Source organism: Janthinobacterium agaricidamnosum (assembly GCF_003667705.1).
Classification (GTDB): Bacteria; Pseudomonadota; Gammaproteobacteria; order Burkholderiales; family Burkholderiaceae_D; genus Janthinobacterium.
Map to the genome: position 1 here is coordinate 3556372 of NZ_CP033019.1, position 18314 is coordinate 3574685.

Below are 18314 nucleotides of genomic sequence, written 5' to 3' on the forward strand. Positions count from 1 at the left end.
GAGGTGTCGGATTACGCTGCGCTAATCCGACCTACGCTATGCCGAGGGCGGTAGGTCGGATTAGCTCGGCAACGCCGGGCGTAATCCGACACACCACAAACCTCACTCCCCCGGCCGATACCTGCGCTCCAGGTGCTTCGCCACGTCCTCCGGATAAAACAACACCTCCTTGAATTCGCCGCGCGCATACATGGCCGCCTGGTCCTGGAAGTGCGGCGACTTCGGGTCGCCGCTCTGGCCGCCCGCGAGGATGCTTTTCGCCTTGATGCGGGGGCCGAATTCCACGGCCGCGACAAAGCTGTTGCCGCGTTCGCCGTAAATACGCTTCGTGGTACTCCTGCTGCTCTGGCCATACGCGGCCAGCGCGCCCCAGTTACCCGATGCATACGGCACGGACAAGCTGGCTTGCGCATCGTCAAACGGCTGCACGATGTCGCCCGTCAGGCGCTGGAAGCGGTTGATCTCGCCCCACGGCGTTTGCCAGTGGCCGAAATCGCGCTGCAGTTTGTCCGCCGCCGTCGCCAGGGCAGCCAGCCGCTGCGCCGCCGTAACCTTGTCCGTCGCCAGAAAATCGACCACGGGCACGCCTTGTTCCCGCGCCTGCTTGCCCGTCAGCTCGGCCAGCTCCTGGCCCCAGAACACGGCCAGCGAGGTAGCGGTGGAAGTGAGCGAATAGCGCCAGTCCCAGGCCCGCAGCAAGGCGATCTTGCCGGCCAGCGCCAGCTGTTGCGCGCCGCCGGCCGGCAGCGCATCGTAGGCCGCAAACAAGGGCGGCAGCAGCGCTTCGAAGGCCGTCAGTTCGCTGTCGTAGGAGGCGGCGATCAGGCTGTCGAGCGTGAAATCCTTCCTGTTCTGGAAGATCTTGACGGCATGCAGGCCGCGCGCGTTTTCGCCGTAGACCGACATGTAGGCGGGATAATCCTGCTGGCGCGGGCTGTTGGCACCGGCCGCCGAATACGGCCAGTTGTTCGTATTCTGGATCCAGCCATTCTTCGGATTGAACAAGGTGATGGTTTGCGCCACCGTGTGCAGCCCTTTCCATTCCGTGGCCGGGTCGCTGCCGTCGACGGGCTGCTTCCAGTTGAAGCGCGGGTCGCGCACGGGGATGAAATTGCCGTGAAAGTAGGCGATATTGCCGTCCCCGTCCGCATACACGGTGTTGTTCGACGAATTCGTGCGCAATTCCATCGTTTGATAAAACGCAGCATAATCGCGCGCCTTGGTGCGCGTGTACGACTGCATGAGCGCCTTCAACGGCTCGTTCATCAGGCGCACGGCCACCCATTTACCGTCCAGCGCGCGCACGATGGGGCCGTGGTGGCTGTAATAGACGGTGATGGTTGTCGATCCCATGCCGCCATCGGCCAGTTTATAGGGCAAGGTAATCGGCACGGTTTTCAAAGGGCGCAGCCCGCCGTCATAGCGATAGAACCATGCGCCGTCCTTGTCGACGATGCTTTCCAGGTATTCGTCGATGACGTCGCCGCCGCCCGATGTATGCATCCAGCCCAGGCGTTCATTGAAGCCCTGGTAGACGAAGAACTGGCCCCAGGTGACGGCGCCATACGCGTTCAGGCCTTCGCCGCTGGTCATCTGCACTTCGGGACGGAAGTAGAACGACGTATGCGGGTTGATCATCAAGAGCGCATGGCCGTTTTTGGTAATCGCGGGCGCGATGGCGAAGCCGTTCGAGCCGCTCGGTTCGGGGTCCAGACCTGACGCCAACCTGGTCTCCACGCTGGCCAGCGCCATGGCGACGGGCCTGGCCTGCTGGCCGTAGAACGCTTCGAGCTGCGTCAGGTTGACCGATTCGATATCGCCGCCGATGCTGCCCTCGCTGAAACTGAGGGCCATCCACGGCTCGAAATGCGTAATCAAGCGAGGTTTGACGTGCGGATGCGTGGCCAGGTAAAAATTCAGGCCGTCGGCAAAGGCATCCATAAGTTTCTGCAGCCACGGCGGGCTGGCGCGGTACTGCGCCTGCAGCTCCTGCGGATCGATGAAGAGCTTCATGCGCAGGTCGCGGTACAGCTCCCGCTCGCCCTCCACTTCCGCCAGCCGCCCCATGGCATTGATATAGTTCAATTCCACGCGGGGGAAATCGTCTTCGGCCTGCGCATACATCAGGCCGAAGACGGCATCGGCATCCGTCTTGCCCGTCACGTGGGGTATGCCCCAGGTGTCGCGCGCGATGCTGACGTTGGCGGCCTGCGCCTGCCAGCGGGCCACGTCCGTGACGGAAGCTGCGGGCGCCGCCAGCGCGGGAGGAGCGGCAACGATGCCGCAGGCGATGGCGGCGAACAAGGCACGGCGAACTGGCATGCACTACTCCAATATCAGGATGCGTCGATCAGGGCGGCGATACGCTGGTTGAGTTCCACATTTTCCGCCTGCAGCTGCGCCACTTTCTGCTTCAAGCTGGCGATCTCGCCGCGCAGGCGCTCCGTTTCGGACGGCGTTTGGGCCGCGTTTTCCGCCCACGGCTCGTTGCCCGTCTCCGGCGTATCCTGCGACACGTGCGGCGCCTTCGGCTCGCGCGGCGTGCGCGTGGCGGCGCGCTGTTCGCGGATTTCCTTGGCCGCCTGGCGTAATAATTTCTTGCCGCCGGCGACGGCCGCCACCTGCTCTTCCGGCGGCAGCGATGCCACGGTGGCCGCGGCATTGATCGAGATCGTGCCCGAACGGACGGCTTCCACCAGCTCGGGCGAAGCGGCTTTCTGGATCTTCTCGATCTGGCTGATCTGGTTGCTGCTCAATCTGGCCGCCTTGGCCACCTCTTCGCGCGTGCTCATGGGAGGCTTGGGCGCGTTTTCGCCATCGGGCGCGTCCTGGGCGCTGACGGGCGCCGGGCTTCGCGCGGCGACGATCTCCTTCTTGCGCAAGGCCAGCACGCCGCGCTGGAAGTCCGACACGCTGCGGCGCGCCAGGTGATTGTCGATCATCCACAGCATGACGTCGTCGAGCGAGGTAAAGCTGGTGTTCTGGATGGTCTTGAATTCGATGCCGTGCTGGCGGCAGATGGCGTAGCGGTTATGCCCGTCGATCAGCACGTCGTTCCACAGCACCAGCGCATCGCGGCAGCCTTCGGCCAGCAGGCTGCGCTCGAGCGCCGCGTACTCGCTGGCGGTGAGCGGGTCGATATACGACTGCAGCACCTGATTGATAGTGATATTCATGGTTGTCCTCAATATTGCGGCGCGATGGTCCGCGCCGGCACGAATGCTACACCATCCGCCCTCCATAAGGCTGACCGAGGTCCCCCATCGCTCGTCACGGCAGAAAAAAGCACATTTTTCCTTTCCTTCAGAAGCAACTGAACTTATCATTTGGCAATATTTAACGACCTTCCCCTTACTCGCGCCTGCTTGCGTATGAGCGCTTCGAAGACAAACAAGGAAATCAATGAAAAAGTTATGCCGCGTCGCCATCGCTGCCCTGGTACTCAGCGGGTGCGCCACCATGGAAGTGCGCGAGACCACCCGCACGATGGAACGCATCGGCCATGATCCGCAACTGAATGTCGTTTCAAAGGTCACTTCCGGTGAAGCACTGTTGTCCACATTTCAATACACAAGCAAAACGGGCTATCAGATTTACGATGGACGCGCCGTGTCGATTGGCGGCGGACGTGTAGCCGTCATCGAGGGCGACTTCCTGTACCGCGCCGATGTCGAGGGAAAACCTGCTTACTGCACTGAACGGCAGGTATTCAATATGCTGCTGCCCGGAATGACCAAGAATGCCTGTTTTGCCGACCGAAACAATGATGGCCTGCTGGACCAGGTGATGATCGCAGGCGATCTGGCGTGGTGGCACGAAGACGTCAGCCCCGGCATCAAATTCGGCCCGGGAGTGGAAACTGCACCTATCGACAGGTCCATCAATTCACAATTGCTATATCAGGGCTACAGCAATAAGACATTGCGCATTGCCTACCGGGAGTATGCGGGCAGCCTGGCAAGGCCGTCGTTTTCGCAAGATTTATCATTCGAGATCACAAGTTTTCCTGCGGAAATCACCTTCAGGAAAATCAAGATCCAAGTACGTAGCGCAGGAAATCAGGGCCTGGAATACCAAATCATTGGCGGCTACTGACACTCGCGGGCAAGTTGCGATCCAGGCAGATATAGCATGAAAAGAAAGTACGCCACCGCGATCATTTTTACCGTCGCCGCCATCGGCTTCACCTGGGTCAGCCCCTACATCGCCATGTACCGCATCAGCATCGCGGCGAAATCCGTGCGCCTGGAAAACTTGGCGCAGCAGGCCGACCTGCCTGCGATCCGCGCCAGCGTGGCGCGCCAGCTGCGCGCGGGCGGCGAAACGGCCAATGACGATGATTTCAAGGAAATGCTCGACACCATCGTCTCGCCGCCCGGCATCACGGTATTGATCTTGCACGGCAAGCAGGGGGCTGATGGCAAGCGCCACGACTTCGGCATGGCGTACCGCTCTTGGAATGAAGTGGTGCTGCGGCGCAGCGGCGCCGGCCCCGCCGCCAGCCAGTTTCTGCTGCGCCGCCATGGCATCTGGGACTGGAAGCTGATGGACATTACCCTGCCGCCGGAATTACTCTAAAGAAACTTGATCTAAAACAACACTTACCTAAACCGTCATATTGATTTTGGGAAATATTATGTAGAATGCCAACACCTCAGGCGCACCGGGTCGCCAGGCATCCGAGAGATTGCACGATGAAAAGAATGATGCTTCTCGCTGTAGCGGTACTGGTCGCGCTGGCCGGCGTCTTCTATGGCAGCCCGTACTTCACCATGAACAAGATCCGCGCGGCCACCATGGACGAGGATACGCAGGCGCTGGCCGCGCAGATCGACCTGGCCCGGTTGCGCGGCAGCCTGGGGCAGCAACTGCACACCCTGTTCTCGGCGCCGGAAGTGGCCGACGATATCAATCCCGAGGTCATCGATCCCTTGCTCGACACCATGCTGATGCCCGAAGGCATCGTCGCATTGATGAAGCTCAATGACCGCTACGAAAACCCGATCGCCAAGGTCAGCGACATCAGCGGCCGCAAGCGCAACACCAAGCCCGACTACAGGCTGCGCTACACCTCGTGGAACAGCGTGGTGGTGCAGCGCGCCCACAGCAAAAGCCATATCGGCGAACTGACCCTGACGCGCGACGGCCTGTGGCACTGGAAGCTGGTATCGGTGGCCCTGCCAAAGAACTTGCTGGCCGACGCGTAAAGCGCCCGCCCTTCGTGTCGTCAATCCAGCGGCTATCCGACACCGGACACTGCTATCATCGGATTTTGATTTCCAACGGAGGCAGCATGTCAGACCTGGTACAACACGCACTGGCCCACGCGGGCAAACCGGCCACCACGCCCTGGGTGGTGACCTTGGTCGGCGGTGAAAAACTCACCGGCCCCATTTCCCCGCTCAGCGACGGCTGCTACGCCATCGGCCTGGGACAAATCAAGTACTTTTCCAGCGACAAGGTCGCCTGCCTGAATGTATCGGGCGCGGGCGCATTTCCTATCTGAAGATCTTGCCAATGGATGACGCGCGGGATACTCAGCAGGACAGCCTGGCGGCGCAGCTGCAGGCGCTGGAAGCGGCGCTGCAAAGCCAGGCGGTGCGCGCCGACAGGGCCAGGCTGGCGGCCCTGCTGGCTGACGACTTCGTCGAGTTCGGCAGCTCGGGCAATCTCTGGACGCGCGCGGCAACCCTGGCGGACTTGCCGGTGGAAGACTTTTGCCAGCGCAGCATCCACGATTTTCAGGCCCGCTTGCTGGCCGACGATGTTGCCTTGGTTACCTACCGCTCGCAACGCCACGCTAACGGCACCCTGCCCGCCAGCGCCAGCTTGCGCAGTTCCTTGTGGAAATGGCGCGATGGCCGCTGGCAAATGATTTTTCACCAGGGCACGCCCATTCCCGGCTGATCCACCTCCCCGAAGATACTGTCCTGCGCCCGATCAAACGGCGCAGGAACCAGCATCCATGCCGAAAAGTTGTTTTTTGACACGCAAAATATCATTGATTTAATGAATTTTTTGTGCAACAATGAATTTAATAAATAAAACAAATAAATTATTGAAATCGGTTTTTTAAATTAATTCCATCCTTGCACCACGAATCCGTGTTCTGGATAGAAAAGCACTGCGTAGGACTCGACCCGTCGCCAGGCAAGCGCCTGCCACCGGTCTCACGCAAGCCCCCTTTCTAATCATCACCACGTATTTTGGAGAGACATCATGGACAAATTCACCGTACGCACCCAGCTCACTCTGGCTTTCGGCCTGCTGGTCTTTTTCCTCATCGGCATATCGATCCTGTCCGTGCGGAGCTTTTCCAACTTCAACGCCAGTTTTGACCAGTATGTCAACGGCATCACCGCCCGCGCCAATACGGCGCACCGCGTACGTGACGCAATCGACATGCGTGCCGTGGCGGCCAGGAATCTGGTGCTCGTCACCAAGCCGGAAGACCTGGAGATCGAACGCAAACAGGTCTTGCAGGCGCAGGCCGAGGTCGTCAAGAACATGCAGCATCTGCTGCAGCTGACACAGCAGCCTGAGGTATCGGATGAAGTGCGCGCCATAGTCAACAAGATAGACGGCATCGAAAAACGCTATTCTCCCGTAGCGATGGCTATCGTGGACCTGGCGCTGCAAAAGAAAACCGACCAGGCCATCGTCAAGATGAATGAGGAATGCCGCCCGCTGCTGGCCGCCCTCGTCGCCGCCAGCGATGAATATTTCGCCCTAACGGACCAGCGCTCTACCGCCATCTTGCAGGAAGACAACGAGCGTTACACGCTCAACAGGAATATTCTCATCGGCGCCAGCCTGCTGTCCATCGTGCTGGCAGCCCTGGCGGGCTGGCTCATCACACGCAGCCTGCTCAAGGCGCTGGGCGCAGAACCGAAGCAGCTGTGCGACGCCGTCAGCCTGCTGGCCGGCGGCGACCTGACAGGCAAACTCAACGTTGCACCGCACGATACCGCCAGCGTGCTGTCGGCGCTGCAGCGCATGCAGGAGTCGCTGACCACGGTAGTGTCGTCCGTGCGCCAGGATTCCGACACCGTTTCCCTTGCCGCCGCGGAAATTTCCAGCGGCAATAGCGATCTGTCGCTGCGCACGGAACAGCAAGCCAGTTCGCTGGAAGAAACCGCGTCCTCGATGGAAGAGCTCACCAGCACCGTGCGCAAGAATGCGGAAAACGCCCGCGAAGCCAATGTGCTGGCCACGACGGCATCGGACGTCGCCAGCAAGGGCGGCGCCGTGGTGGGGCAAGTGATGGGCACCATGGACCTGATCAGCGAATCGTCGCGCAAGATTGTCGACATCATCAGCGTCATCGACGGCATCGCCTTCCAGACCAATATCCTGGCCCTGAATGCCGCCGTGGAAGCGGCACGTGCCGGCGAACAGGGCCGCGGCTTCGCCGTCGTGGCGACCGAAGTGCGCGGCCTGGCCCAGCGCAGCGCCAGCGCAGCCAAGGAAATCAAGGCGCTGATCGACGATTCCGTCAGCCGCGTCGATGCGGGCTCCAGGCTGGCGGCGCAAGCGGGCACGACGATGTCCGAGGTGGTCGCCAGCGTCGCCCGCGTCAGCAACATCATCGCTGAAATCACGGTGGCCAGCCAGGAACAGTCCGCAGGAATCGAGCAGATCAATCAGGCGGTGACCCAGATGGATAGCGTCACGCAGCAAAATGCCTCGCTGGTGGAAGAAGCGGCGGCGGCGGCCGAATCGCTGCGCGAGCAGGCCAGCCACCTGGTGGAAACCGTGAGCATCTTCAAGACGCATGACAGCCATCTGGCGGCACCCGCACCGGCGCCAGCACCGGCACGCGCCAGCCACAAGCCGCTGCGCCTGGTACCGGCAGCAGCGGCCAGCAGCCCCGCCAAGCGCCAGGCCGCACCGGCAAAACCCCGTGCGGCGCAAGCGGAAGCCGTGACGGCCGGCGACTGGGAAGAGTTTTAAGCACGTACAGGCATGCAGCCACGCATGCCCCGCTTCACACGCACAGGGGAGAGCCGCAGCCGGCCTCCCCTGTCGCGTTGCAACAACACGCCCCTCACATAAAAAATCCGCGGCAACTGTTGTATTTGTGCCGCCCCGGATCTCGCTACTACGCCGAAATGGCGCATGCTTTTTTGCGCCGCCGCAGGAAACCGCGTCGTCTTGTCCAGCCTATTTTGTTCCCGCACAAGCCTGCCGGCACTCCACTATGCACCCGCCAGATAGTGACGACAAATACGATTTTATTCGCGTATTGAGTCGAAACGGATATGAATAGCCATCGTTGGAAAATGGCATGAATACCAAAATTTCCCGTGCTAGCATGATTTTTCGTTCAGCTGGCCAGCGCCAGCTTGCATGCCCCCAACAACCTTGACCGACAGGAGCCGTTTCATGATGACACCGCATGCCAGCACAGTACGCCACACCCTGATTGCCCTGGCAATCAGCGCCGCCTTTCCGCTGCAGGCGATGGCACAGGATAGCGTCCCGGCGCCAGCCGCCGACGCGCCTGCCGTCCCGGCGGCACAGACCGGTCCTGGCCAGCTGGAAACGGTGATCGTGACGGCGCAGCGGCGCGCGGAAAACATCAAGGACGTGCCCATGTCCATCGCCACCTTGAAAGGCGACAAGCTCGACACGCTGACGGCCGGCGGCGCCGACATCCGCTTCCTCAACAGCCGCTCGCCCAGCGTGTCCGTCGAATCGGATTACGGCCGTACCTTCCCCCGTTTCTACATTCGCGGCCTGGGCAATACCGACTTCGACCTCAACGCCTCGCAGCCGGTGGGCCTGGTGATGGACGACGTGGTGCAGGAAAACGCCATGCTCAAGGGCTTTCCCGTGTTTGACGTCGACCAGGTCGAAGTGCTGCGCGGCCCGCAAGGCACCTTGTTCGGCCGTAACTCGCCAGCCGGCGTGATCAAGTTCGATTCCGCCAAGCCCGTCTTCAAGACGGAAGGCTACCTGAGCGGCGGCTTCGGCAAGGATGGCATGAAGAACCTGGAAGGCGCGTTCAACGTGCCCGTCAGCGACACGGTGGCCCTGCGCTTTTCCGGCCAGACGCAGCGCCGCGACGACCGCGTGCACAACCCGCGCCCCACCGGCACGCGCGACTTCGAAGGCTATGAAGACAGCGCCGCCCGCCTGCAGGTATTGGTCAAGCCCACGCGCGACTTCACGGCCCTGTTCAACGTGCACGCGCGCAATCTCGACGGCACGGCCACCCTGTTCCGCGCGAATATCCTGAAACAGGGCACGAACGACCTCGTCGACGGATTTGATTACGACAACTACCCGACCGACGGCATCAACCGCCAGCACCTGAAAACCAAGGGCGCCAGCATGCGCCTGAAATGGGACTTGCCCGGCGTCACCTTGCATTCGATCACCGGCTACGAAAAGCTCGATTTCTACAGCCGCGCCGACGTCGACGGCGGCTATGGCGCCGTGTCCGCGCCGCCGATGGGTCCCGGCTTCATCCCGTTCGTCGTGGAAACGGCCGACGTGATCCCCAAGCACAAGCAGATTTCGCAGGAATTCCGCGCCGAGTCGTCTGCCCGCGGCCCGCTGCAATGGATAGCCGGCCTGTTCTACTTCAAGGAAGATATCCAGATCGACAGCATCGGCTTCAACAGCCTGGCGCCCGGCAACCCGCAAAGCCCGAACTACGCCACGCAAAACCAGAGCTCGAAGTCGTACGCGGCCTTCGGCTCGCTCAACTACACGGTCTCGGACGCCCTGAAACTGCGCGCCGGCCTGCGCTACACGACCGACAAGAAGGATTTCTCCGCCAAGCGGGTGGAAGCGACCACGGCCGGCCCCTTCGACTTGCACGACACCTCGCACAACGTCAGCTGGGACCTGAGCGGCACCTATGTATTGACGCCGGAAACGAATGCCTACGCGCGCATCGCCACCGGCTACCGCGCGCCGTCGATGCAGGGACGCCTGAACGGCCTGGCCGACCGCCCTTCGTTTGCGGGCGCCGAGAAAGCGCTGTCCGTCGAGGCGGGCATCAAGCAGGACCTGTTCGACAAGCGCGCGCGCCTGAGCCTGGCCATATTCCAGTACCGCGTGAAGGACAAGCAACTGACGGCCGGCAGCGGCGCCGTCAACATGAACCAGCTGATCAACGCAGACAAGGCCACGGGCCGCGGCGTGGAACTCGATTTCCAGGCGAACCTCAGCGATTCGCTCAGCATGACCCTGGGCGGCAGCTACAACCACACGGAAATCCAGGACAAGAAGCTGTTCGTGCAAAGCTGCGGCAACGCGCAAAACAACCCGGCCAGCGGCTGCACCGTGACCGACCCGCTGGGCCCGTTCAAGGGCACGGCCTACATCGACGGCAACCCGCTGCCGCGCGCGCCGGAATGGCAAACCAACTTCACATTAAAGTACAGCATCCCCCTCGCCAATGGCGAGTTCTACGCCTACACGGACTGGGCCTACCGCACCAGCTACAACTTCTTCCTGTATGAAGCGAAGGAATACAAGGCCAAGGAACTGCTCGAAGGCGGTTTGCGCGTCGGCTACAAATGGGACAAATACGAACTCTCCGCGTACGGCCGCAACATCACCAACCAGATCCAGTCGCTGGGCGCGATCGATTTCGACAACCTGACAGGCATCGTCAACGAACCGCGCACGTATGGGGTGCAGTTCAAGGCAGTGTTTTGATGGCGGGAAGCTGATAACAGGCCATTGATGCTGGCCCATCGCTCAGGCACAAGATGGCGTAATACACATCACCTGTGCTAGAATCTCGCCGCGCTGCCCGGATGGTGAAACTGGTAGACACTGGAGACTTAAAATCTCCCGCCTGTAAGGGCGTGCCGGTTCGATTCCGGCTCCGGGCACCAGCGCACAGAATTCAGAAACATCAAAAAAGCCATTAAACCCAATAAAATCAACGGGTTAGTGGCTTTTTTTACGTCCCGAGATTCCTGCTAATGCATAGTAAACCCGACAAAAACCTCTAGCGGTTACGCCAGATTTACGCCGTGATAGCGCGGGCGATGCCATCATGGTGGCCCTGCTAGCCTGGCTGAAAGTTCACCAGCTCGACCTGATGACCAATGAGAAAACGCGCAAGCACGGCATCGCCTTCAAGTTCGAATTCAACAACCGTGAAACAGTCGATATCTCGATCAAGCTGAACCTGACCGAGCGCATCGCGGTCAAACCGGCGAGGCCGGTTGCCTGGACATCCAGCATCCTGCCGAGATAAAGCACATGCCGCCCTACCGGGACAAGTTCTGACAGCAGTACGACGTCCCCCCTGCTGAAATGGGCCGCGCGGCACGCTGACAGCACGCCCACCTAGTCGGTGCGGACCATGGGCGAACAGTTGATCGTCTTTTCCCGAGAGACCACCTAACGCGCGGCGTGATTACGCGGCGATGTATCCGCAAGCGTCTGAGGCACGCGAGTCCGACGACACTATCCACACGAAGCATTACCCCGACGGCGACGTGGTGGAGTACGACCATGAGGACGACGCCCTGCCCCCTGCCCCGGCGTGATCGCCGCCGTCACCGCCCACAGAGTGACGTCAAACGCTCTCTAGAAAAGCGGCTGACCATGGCCGTGCGGCGGCGATAAAAGCCAGCGAGGACGAGCTGGCGAGCACCATCAGCTTGTTCAAGCAGCCTCACGCCGGCGTCAAGGCCGGCGGTGCCATTCGAATCCAAAAAAATGAACCTAATTAGCTCTCTGCTGACTAATAGAGAGCCAATCTTAACAATCCTTCAAAAAGAAAATTATATACAGTCACAGTTTCAAAAAACTGATGACGGAATGAAATTTAATTTAGCATCAAATTGTCAGATTGAGAAATTTACTCAGCCAATTAAGGAAGACGCACCGAAGCAACCAATAGAATCAGACACCATTTCTTATACCGATGAAATACAAAATACAAATTATCACACAATTTCATAAGCGCGTTTCGCACACTCTCACCTGCTCGACCTCATCGCCAGAGGAAAAAAATATTCGTAATGCTTAGGGATCTGTCCGCTTTCCAGCAAGAATCCTAAGCATGAATTCAAAGATGGTTCATACTGGAGAAATTATCATGCACAACAAAAATGTTTATTGGGACGAGACCATGATGCAGAACGATTTTCATCAGCCGTCAATATTGGCAATCGGCGACAGCTGGTTCTGGTATCCTCTTCCTGGTGGCTCATTATTAAGCAAATTAGGAAATTTGGTTGAAAAAAAGGAACATTACATTCTAGCTCACGGAAATAACGGTGCCGAAGCCTACGATTATGTTTACGGAACCTATAAAAGAAGAATCCAGACCGCATTACAACTACATGGGGATTCTTTGTCGGCTGTTTTCATAAGCGGTGGAGGGAACGACTTCGCCGGCCTATCCGATATGCGCCCGCTACTGCTAAAAGACTGCTCCGCCTGTACTTCGGCTGAAGCTTGCTACCGATCCGGTGATGACGAGCAAAGCCTGAACCGATTTTTAAATAAAGTTACGGGAAGCTTCATCGCTCTTATCGACAAGATAATTGGTGCAACTTGGAATACGACGCAAAATGCAACCGGACCAACGAAGATCTATTTACATAACTACGACTATGCTCGGCCAACAGGTATCGGCATCTTTGGTGCCGAAAGCAAATGGCTGCGAGCATCGCTAGTAGTCGCAAACGTGCCTACCCACCTGCAGGATTCCTGCATCCGTTTTTTGATCGACGAGTTCACTTTGCGGTTGAAGGGGTTGGTCGCTCGTTATCCCGGCCGCGTTCGTCTTGTCGATAGTCGCGGCACCTTAGGTGACGACGACTGGGCTAACGAGCTTCATCCAACGTCGACGGGTTTCGAAAAAATTGCGCACAATGTGTGGCTACCCATATTGCAAGGCGATGGACTTGCACCTAAGTGATAACTAGTTCAAGAAAGGTATGGAGGCTTCCTCAAAACCAGAAAATCCTCTTGTATCTTGCCCAATAGCATGTGCTGGCCGAGGTGCGGCATCTACGCGTAACTCTTCCTTGTCTGTAAATTCCGACACCTCCATCACCTCTACTTCTTCACCTTGCCGCGACTGTCATCACGATCAATTCCCACACCCGTGCTAACCTGCTCCCACTGACGTTTTTACAACACCCCGCCCCCCTCTCCCTCCTCCAGAGCCCCCTACTGATATAATACTTACAATCAAGTAATATTCCGAAATGTGCGCCTCCAGGCTCCCGCAACCGTCTGTGTACTGCTAGCCCATGCGCTCTCTTTTCGCCCACGAGATCATCAAACAGCTGCACAGCGGTGTCCGCTCACGGGTTTACCGTGCCAGGGCCGCCGATGGCACCGCGCTGATCGTCAAGAAACCCAATCAGCAGTTCCCCTCCTTTCAGCAACTGGCGCAATTCAAGCGCGAGTATGCGATCGCGCGCCGTTGCCGCCATCCTGGCGTGGCGCATCCGCTGGCGCTGCAGCTGCACGGCGGGTGCTGGACGATGATCGTGGAAGATTGCGGCGGCCAGGCGCTCGACCAGGTGTTGCGTGCGCAGGTGGCGGCGCGCAGGATGCCGTCGCAACCCGCCTTGGCGCTGGACGACTTTTTCGACATCGCGCTGCAACTGTGCGCGGCTCTGGACGAGGTTCATCGTCAGGGCGTGATCCACAAAGACATCAATCCCGCCAATCTGGTGTGGAATGGCGGCCGGCGCCTGCTGCAGCTGATCGACTTCGGCATCGCCTGCGAACTGCCGTACGAAAGCCATGGCATCGCCAATCTCCAGACGCTGGAAGGCACGCTGCGCTACATGGCGCCGGAACAGACCGGACGCATGAACCGGCGCGTCGATTGGCGCGCCGATTTCTATGCGCTGGGCGCCACCTTCTACGAGCTGCTGGCCGGCCAGGCGCCGTTCGAGACGGACGACGAGATGGAACTCGTGCATTGCCACATTGCGCGCAGTCCCGACTGGTCGCACCCGGCGCTGGCAAGCTTGCCTGGCCAGCTGCTGCCGATCATCCAGCGGCTGCTGGAAAAAAATGCCGATCAGCGCTACCAAAGCTTGCAGGGCTTGCGCAGCGATCTCGAAGCATGCCGCGCGCAAAAGCCGGCGCAGACGCTCAAGCTGTCCGACCACAACGGCCATTTCCTCGTGCCGCAAACGCTGCACGGGCGCGAGGATGCCATCGCCGTGCTGCTGGCGGCATTTGAACGCAGCGCCGCGGGCAGGTGCGAGATGCTGCTGGTGGCCGGCCATTCGGGCATCGGCAAGTCGGCGGTCGTCAACGAAGTGCAAAAGCCCATCATCGCGCGGCGCGGCTGCTTCCTGTCCGGTAAATTTGACCAGCTCCAGCGCGACGTGCCGTATGCCCCGCTGATCCAGGCCTTCCAGGAGCTGGTGCGCCAGCTGCTCGGCCAACCCGAGGAAACGCTGCGGCAGTGGTCCGCCAAACTGCACGAGGTGCTGGGCAGCGGCATCGGCATGCTGATCGAACTGATTCCCCAACTGGCGCTGATCGTCGGCCCCACGGACGCAGTGCCCGCGTCGGACCCGGCACAGGCCCAGCTGCGCCTGGACCGCCTCTTCCCCCGCTTCGTCGAAGTGTTCGCCTGCGCCGGGCATCCGCTGGTGCTGTTCCTCGACGACCTGCAATGGGCCGATGCCGCCACGTTGCGAATGATCGAACTGCTGATGGTCTCCTGCGACAAGAGCTGCATGCTGTTCATCGGCGCGTATCGCGACAACGAGGTGAGCGCCGATCATCCGCTGATCGCGCTGCGCGACAAGCTGCTCGCCCGCGAGGTACGCCTGTCGACGCTGTTACTGAGCGCATTGACCGAGCCGCAGGTGGCGCAAATGGTCTCGGCCACCGTGCGCGTGGCAACCCACGATTGTGCGCCGTTGACCAGTATTTGCTACCGCAAGACGGCCGGCAATCCCTTTTTCCTCAACCAGTTCCTCGCTTCGCTCAATGAGACGGGCCATCTGCGCTACCGGGCCGCCGACGATTGCTGGGACTGGGACCTGCCCGCGATAGAACAGGCCAAATATACCGACAACGTGGTCGAGGTGCTGCTGGAAAAAATCCGCCGCCTGCCCACGGTGACGCAGCATCTGCTGCAACTGGCCGCCTCCTGCGGCAACCGCTTCACGCTCGATACGCTCGCGCTGGCAATGGACCGCGCTCACCGCAAAACGCAGCAAGACCTGTGGCCGGCGCTCAGGGCAGGCTTGATCCAGCCGCTCGACGAACGCTATAAGTACGTCAGTGGCGACAGCGATGCGGCCAACAGCGGCGTCGCTTACCGCTTCCTGCACGACCGGGTGCAGCAGGCCGCCTACCTGGTCGCCGACGACGCTACGCGCGTGGCCAACCATCTGCTCATCGGCCGCTTGCTCCTGCGGCATACGGCGCCGCAGCACCAGGACGCAACACTGTTTGAAATCGTCGAGCAGCTCAACGCCGGTCGCGCGCTGATCAAAGATGCGGACGAGCGCGTGCAGCTGGCGACGCTCAATCTCCAGGCCGGCGTGAAGGCACGGCGTTCCGCCGCGTTCCAGTCCACGCTGGAACACATGCGCATAGGTCTCGAGCTGCTGCCGGAGCAGGCATGGAGCGTCCACGCCAGCCTTTGGCTCGACCTGCAGCTGGGCGCGGCCGAAGCGGCTTACCTGTGCGGCCAGTTCGATACGGCCGAGGCGATCTATCCACTGGTACGCGCCCGCTCCCTGAGTCCCTTGCAGCAGGTGCGCTGCATTGCCATCCAGGCGCACCAGTATCAATTGCAGGGCCGCCTGCTCGACGCCATTGCCGTGCAGCGCGACGGCCTGGCGCTGCTGCACATCGACATACCGCACGATGTGGCGCAGATGAAGGCGCGCTTCAGCGACATTCTCGCCGACATCGGACAGCAGCCTGGCGCGCACGCGCCCGACACCCTGCTGGCGGCCGATGACATGTGCGAGCCGGACGCCGTGGCCGCGATGCAGATGATGCAGGGCCTGTGGATGGCCAGCTACTACGCCGGCCAGCAGGATCTGAGCGCGCTGATGGTGGTGTCGATGACGCGGCTGTCGATGCAGCGGGGGAACAGCGATTTCAGCGCTGTCGCCTATGTCGGCTACGCGATGATGCTTGCGCTGTACAGCGGCGACATCGCGCGCGGCTACGCCTTCGGCGCGATGGCGATGGCGCTGGCCAGGCGCCGTGCCAACCTGCAGACGCGCACGCTCACGGGCCTGATGTTCGGCGCGCTCAGCAACCACTGGACGCAGCCGCTGCGCAGCTCCGACGCCCTGTACGAAGAAGCGTTTGGCTGGGCGCTGGAAATCGCCGACTTCGTGCAGGTCGGCGTGGTGGCGGCCGTGCGCGCCACCGACCGTATCATCCTCGGCGACTACCTGCCGCACCTGATGCACGACATCGAGCACGACCTGGCGCTGATGCGCGCCAACGGCCAGCAGGCGATGGCCGATTGCTGCGTCGCCGCCGCGGTCCAGCCGATCAAATGCCTGATGGGTCTCCTGCCCCGTCACGACAGCTACGATGATGGGGCCTTCAGCGAGGCGCGCTTCCTCGATCAGTATGGCGGCTCGCAGCTGTACCGCGCCTACTTCTTGCAGGGGAAAATACGCAACGCCTACCTGTTCGACAGCGCCGACGCCGAGCCGCTGGCCGGCCAGCTTGGCAGCGTCACCCAGATCATGCGCGGCCAGGCCAAGGTTGCCGAGTGCAGCTTCTACGCCGCGCTGATCCTGATCCGCGCCTTGCGGCGCGATCCTGCGCGTGACGATGCGGGCGATATGCTGGCCGTGGTCGGCACGCTGCAAACGAGCCTCGCCGAGTGGGCCAGGCAAGGCTCGGACAATAGCGACGCCAAGCATCTGCTGGTGATGGCCGAGATGGCACGCTACCGGGAAGACCTGCAGCTGGCCACGCGCTGCTACCAGCAGGCGATCGACGCGGCCGGCCTGGCGGGCTACGTCAACATACAAGCGCTGGGCAATGAACTGTGCGGCGAATGCTGGTTCGATCAGGGACAGGCGCGCGTGGCCGGCATCTTCATCCAGGACGCCATCGCGCACTACGGCCAGTGGGGCGCGCAGGGCAAGGTGGCGCAGCTGCAGGCGCGCCATGGCGCACTACTGTCAAGGATGGATGGCCGCGGCGCACAACGTCATTCCGTCTCCCACACGCACGGCAGTTCAGCGCTCGACCTGGCGTCGCTGCTGAAAGCGTCGCAGATCCTGTCGAACGAAGTGGGCCTGCGCAGCGTGCTGACGCGCCTCATTACCATCGTGTGCGAAAACGCCGGCGCGCAGGTGGCGCGCCTGCTGCTGCTGTCCGAAGGCAGCTACCAGCTGGAGGCCAATATCGATGGCGATGTCGTCACTGTCCTGCAATCGCGCCAGTTCGACCTGAACGCCGCCAGCGACCCGCAGTTCCCGCTGTCGCTGCTGCGCTACGTCATTCGCACCGGCGCCGAGGTGATCGAAGACTGCATCACGGGCGCCTCGCGCTTTGCCGCCGATCCGTACGTGCAGTTGCACCTGCCGCGCGCCGTCATGTGCCTGCCGATACGGCACGGCGGCCAGATCGGCGGCATCCTGTATTTCGAGAACCGGCTTGCAGAAGCCTCGTTCACGGAGGAACGCGTGGCGTTCCTGCGCATGCTCGGCGCCCAGGCGATGATCTCGATCTCCAGCGCCAGGCTGCATGACAGCCTCGAACGGCGCGTTGCCGAACGCACGGAACAGCTGGAAGACGCCAACCGCAAACTGGCGACCTTGTCCATCACCGACGGTCTGACCGGCCTGGCGAACCGGCGTCATTTCGACGACGTATTGCGTGCCGAATGTGCGCGTGCCACGCGCGTCGGCCGGCCGCTTGCCGTCATCATGCTCGATGTCGACTACTTCAAGCGCTTCAACGACAGTCACGGCCACCAGGCCGGCGACGCATGCCTGGTGCGGGTCGCGCATGCGCTGGCGGCCGGCATGCGGCGCGCGGGCGACCTGACGGCGCGCTATGGCGGCGAAGAGTTTTCGATCGTGCTGCCCAACACCGGCGCGGACGAAGCGCGCCAGATCGGCGAAGCACTGCGGCGGGCGATCGAAGATCTGGGTATCTCCCACGCGAATGCGGAGGCGCAGCAGGTGACGATCAGCGTCGGCATCGCGGTCCAGCCGGCACCGAAAGCCGCCGATCCGGACGCCCTGCTGCGCCTGGCCGATGCCGCGCTGTACCACGCCAAGGATGAGGGGCGCAATTGCGTGGTGCTCAGGGTGCTGCCGCCTGGCTGACCGGCAGCGCCGCGCACCGCATTCACGGCGCCG

The 18314-nt window shown here is 61.2% G+C and carries 12 protein-coding genes and 1 tRNA gene; 11 read left to right on the plus strand and 2 right to left on the minus strand.

Translation table 11 applies throughout. The features are described from left to right. Positions 1-102: 102 nt before the first annotated feature. Both D9M09_RS16045 and D9M09_RS16050 read right to left on the minus strand, forming a co-directional pair. Positions 103-2322: an acylase gene (locus D9M09_RS16045; protein WP_121669864.1), complete on the minus strand. Its 2220-nt coding sequence runs from the start codon at positions 2320-2322 to the stop codon at positions 103-105. 14 nt (positions 2323-2336) lie between these two features. Beyond that, complete coding sequence (locus tag D9M09_RS16050) at positions 2337-3176, minus strand: hypothetical protein (RefSeq protein WP_121669865.1); 840 nt, start codon at positions 3174-3176, stop codon at positions 2337-2339. A gap of 226 nt (positions 3177-3402) precedes the next feature. Here D9M09_RS16050 and D9M09_RS16055 point away from each other — a divergent pair, with 226 nt between their 5' ends. From D9M09_RS16055 to D9M09_RS16105, 11 genes are all read left to right on the plus strand, one after another. Beyond that, on the plus strand, positions 3403-4095 hold the full coding sequence (locus D9M09_RS16055; protein ID WP_121669866.1) for a hypothetical protein: 693 nt from the start codon (positions 3403-3405) through the stop codon (positions 4093-4095). A 36-nt stretch (positions 4096-4131) separates the two neighbouring features. After that, positions 4132-4578: a DUF2939 domain-containing protein gene (locus tag D9M09_RS16060; protein WP_070222953.1), complete on the plus strand. Its 447-nt coding sequence runs from the start codon at positions 4132-4134 to the stop codon at positions 4576-4578. A gap of 125 nt (positions 4579-4703) precedes the next feature. Further along, complete coding sequence (locus D9M09_RS16065) at positions 4704-5207, plus strand: DUF2939 domain-containing protein (protein ID WP_162995723.1); 504 nt, start codon at positions 4704-4706, stop codon at positions 5205-5207. Between the two features lie 86 nt (positions 5208-5293). Further along, positions 5294-5506: a hypothetical protein gene (locus D9M09_RS16070; RefSeq protein WP_070222955.1), complete on the plus strand. Its 213-nt coding sequence runs from the start codon at positions 5294-5296 to the stop codon at positions 5504-5506. 11 nt (positions 5507-5517) lie between these two features. After that, positions 5518-5907: a DUF4440 domain-containing protein gene (locus tag D9M09_RS16075; RefSeq protein ID WP_070222956.1), complete on the plus strand. Its 390-nt coding sequence runs from the start codon at positions 5518-5520 to the stop codon at positions 5905-5907. Positions 5908-6219: 312 nt separating this feature from the next. Further along, entirely contained in the window at positions 6220-7953 is a 1734-nt protein-coding gene (locus D9M09_RS16080; RefSeq protein ID WP_121669868.1) for a methyl-accepting chemotaxis protein, read from the plus strand. A gap of 435 nt (positions 7954-8388) precedes the next feature. Continuing rightward, positions 8389-10674 carry a TonB-dependent receptor gene (locus tag D9M09_RS16085; RefSeq protein ID WP_121671117.1) on the plus strand — a complete coding sequence of 762 codons (2286 nt, stop codon included), beginning with the start codon at positions 8389-8391 and terminating at the stop codon, positions 10672-10674. Between the two features lie 95 nt (positions 10675-10769). Beyond that, a tRNA-Leu gene (locus D9M09_RS16090) sits at positions 10770-10856 on the plus strand. A 164-nt stretch (positions 10857-11020) separates the two neighbouring features. After that, positions 11021-11224 (plus strand): phage tail protein, encoded by a 204-nt coding sequence (locus D9M09_RS16095; protein ID WP_121669869.1) that lies wholly within the window; start codon positions 11021-11023, stop codon positions 11222-11224. Positions 11225-12037: 813 nt separating this feature from the next. Next, positions 12038-12901 carry an SGNH/GDSL hydrolase family protein gene (locus D9M09_RS16100; protein ID WP_205602260.1) on the plus strand — a complete coding sequence of 288 codons (864 nt, stop codon included), beginning with the start codon at positions 12038-12040 and terminating at the stop codon, positions 12899-12901. Positions 12902-13238: 337 nt separating this feature from the next. Next, on the plus strand, positions 13239-18281 hold the full coding sequence (locus tag D9M09_RS16105; RefSeq protein ID WP_121669870.1) for a diguanylate cyclase domain-containing protein: 5043 nt from the start codon (positions 13239-13241) through the stop codon (positions 18279-18281). Positions 18282-18314 lie beyond the last annotated feature (33 nt).

Bases quoted from the DNA above. Each gene is read 5' to 3' on its own strand.
- D9M09_RS16045 (WP_121669864.1), bottom strand. From the start codon at position 2,322: ATGCCAGTTCGCCGTGCCTTGTTCGCCGCCATCGCCTGCGGCATCGTT.
- D9M09_RS16050 (WP_121669865.1), bottom strand. From the start codon at position 3,176: ATGAATATCACTATCAATCAGGTGCTGCAGTCGTATATCGACCCGCTC.
- D9M09_RS16055 (WP_121669866.1), top strand. From the start codon at position 3,403: ATGAAAAAGTTATGCCGCGTCGCCATCGCTGCCCTGGTACTCAGCGGG.
- D9M09_RS16060 (WP_070222953.1), top strand. From the start codon at position 4,132: ATGAAAAGAAAGTACGCCACCGCGATCATTTTTACCGTCGCCGCCATC.
- D9M09_RS16065 (WP_162995723.1), top strand. From the start codon at position 4,704: ATGATGCTTCTCGCTGTAGCGGTACTGGTCGCGCTGGCCGGCGTCTTC.
- D9M09_RS16070 (WP_070222955.1), top strand. From the start codon at position 5,294: ATGTCAGACCTGGTACAACACGCACTGGCCCACGCGGGCAAACCGGCC.
- D9M09_RS16075 (WP_070222956.1), top strand. From the start codon at position 5,518: ATGGATGACGCGCGGGATACTCAGCAGGACAGCCTGGCGGCGCAGCTG.
- D9M09_RS16080 (WP_121669868.1), top strand. From the start codon at position 6,220: ATGGACAAATTCACCGTACGCACCCAGCTCACTCTGGCTTTCGGCCTG.
- D9M09_RS16085 (WP_121671117.1), top strand. From the start codon at position 8,389: ATGACACCGCATGCCAGCACAGTACGCCACACCCTGATTGCCCTGGCA.
- D9M09_RS16095 (WP_121669869.1), top strand. From the start codon at position 11,021: ATGGTGGCCCTGCTAGCCTGGCTGAAAGTTCACCAGCTCGACCTGATG.
- D9M09_RS16100 (WP_205602260.1), top strand. From the start codon at position 12,038: ATGAATTCAAAGATGGTTCATACTGGAGAAATTATCATGCACAACAAA.
- D9M09_RS16105 (WP_121669870.1), top strand. From the start codon at position 13,239: ATGCGCTCTCTTTTCGCCCACGAGATCATCAAACAGCTGCACAGCGGT.